At 32.6% G+C, this 2,054-nt stretch carries 3 protein-coding genes; all 3 read left to right on the top strand.

Annotation, left to right across the window (positions count from 1 at the left end; all coding sequences use genetic code 11):
• The first annotated feature begins 134 nt into the window (after window positions 1-134).
• From ACZQCL_RS09020 to ACZQCL_RS09010, 3 genes are read left to right on the top strand one after another with little or no spacing between them, the layout of a single operon-like run.
• Window positions 135-734, top strand: coding sequence for a YigZ family protein (locus ACZQCL_RS09020; RefSeq protein ID WP_117926638.1), 600 nt, complete (start codon window positions 135-137; stop codon window positions 732-734).
• 47 nt (window positions 735-781) lie between these two features.
• A complete protein-coding gene (locus ACZQCL_RS09015; protein ID WP_117572627.1) occupies window positions 782-1,039 on the top strand; it encodes a hypothetical protein in 258 nt (85 codons plus the stop codon).
• Window positions 1,036-1,941, top strand: a complete 906-nt coding sequence (locus ACZQCL_RS09010) for a GNAT family N-acetyltransferase (protein ID WP_333673284.1) — start codon at window positions 1,036-1,038, stop codon at window positions 1,939-1,941. The genes ACZQCL_RS09015 and ACZQCL_RS09010 overlap by 4 nt, the downstream gene beginning before the upstream one ends.
• Window positions 1,942-2,054: the final 113 nt, after the last annotated feature.

Genomic DNA, 2,054 nt, shown 5'->3' with positions numbered 1-2,054 from the left:
GAAATAAACCAATATTCATATCTCTCTCCTAAAAATAATAATAAACAAAAGAAACCATTCTAGACGCCAACACTAGAATGGTTTCTTTTCTACTAAACTTGTAGAATATAGCTATTCTTTGCTACAATACAACTATGCCAAGAATTCAAAATGATTGTATAAATACAATAGAAATTAAAAAAAGTAAATTTATTACCTACCTTCATAGAACACAGGATGAACAAGAGGCAAAAGACTTTTTAAAAGCTATAAAAAAAGAACATCCCAATGCCAATCATCATTGTACAGCTATGATTATAGGAAACATTATGCGATCTAACGACGATGGAGAACCAAGTCAGACAGCAGGTCACCCTATGTTGGATGTGTTGATGCATAATGAAATGCAAGATATTCTAGCCGTTGTAGTACGCTATTTTGGAGGAATCAAGCTTGGAACTGGAGGACTTGTAAGAGCCTATAGCTCGAGTATTTCCCAAGCTTTAAAAGTTGCAACACTGACAACTGTAACTACACTTCAAGAATATCAAATTCATTTTTCTTATGATCTCATTGGAAAAATTGACCATTACTTTAGAACACAAAACATTGAAGTTATTGAACAACAATATGAAGAAGATGTTGTCTATCATTTCCTTGTTCAAGAAGATATTTCTAAAGATTTAATGGAACTCACAAATGGAAAAATAAAAATTCAATACATACAAGACATTGAAACCGAATGCGTTATTTAATGCGCATATTATGAATATGATATACTTTAGAAAAGCGAGGTACCTGTATGGATAGTATTTTTACTCTTATTGCCTTTTTTGTGATTATCTTTATATTTGGAACCCTAGCAAGCTGGCTGCTTCCATTTATTTTACCAATCATCATTTTCTTCTGGATTATTTCCCTATTTACAGGAAGAAGGCATGTACACGTTCACACTTATCGCAGTACACAAAGCCAAAATGAACAACCAAAATCAACTCCAAAACATGGAGCTATTGATGTTGAATATACGGAACACGAAGAAGATGGAGATAACCAATGATTTGTCACAACAGTGTTGGATATGATGCACAAATCAAAGACTTGTTGATTAAATCCGCATTTAATATGGATAAAAAAGAAATCGATGCCTGGATGAAATATCAATATGATCCACAACACATGTTCTGTTTCTGGCAAGACGATAAGATTACTTCTTGTCTTCAAGTCACAAAAAGAACTATGATGTTTTTAGATCGACAAATGCGCGTATCTGTGATTGGTATGGCTGCAACTTTACCAGATTATAGACAAAGAAAACAATTTTCTAACTTATTAGATGCTGCCATTTCACAAGCTACCTATAACGATTTATTAACCATCACATACACAAACATGCCAAAATTATTTGAGGCAAAAAGCTTTCAACACATTTCAAACACAAAAGAATATTGGATTGGAGCTCCACTATGCAGAAGTGGTAATCCTTATCATGTAAAACAAAAAGCAGAGAACTTATACACATTATATTTCCAATTCATGCAGTATTTTGATGGCAGTATTCTATTAAGTGAAGATGAATTCAACAAGCTTATCCAATATCATAAAAGCTTAAAAAAATCCATTGTCACAATGGTTAATGAAGATAAACAACCGAAAGGATTTGCGATATATTCCACAAAAGACAATCAGGCTCATGTAGAAGTTTTAGTTTACTTTGACTCACAAGCCATTCAAGATCTTCTAAGCTATTTATCCATCAACAATGAAGTAACATCCATTCTAATCAGTGAAAGTGAAAGATTTGATAAATTATTCCCACTTCATTTTCCTAGAACCGATAAAAAATTAATGGTCAGACTCAACAATTATAAATTATTCGATAAATTCTCTAACACAAACGTTAGAAACGCAAAAACAGCTTATGAACTATTAGAAAAGCCTACATGGAACCATTTCCAGTAGGCTTTTTATTATGAAACGCAAAAAAGGAGGCATCGCTAAATAAACTGGTTCAAAAGTCAAGGACAAATATCTGACAGTTCTTGCTAAATGAGTGTCACAAATTGTGATGCTCA

The organism is Holdemanella sp., from assembly GCF_056804935.1.
This window is presented reverse-complemented; position numbering and strand designations above follow the sequence as displayed.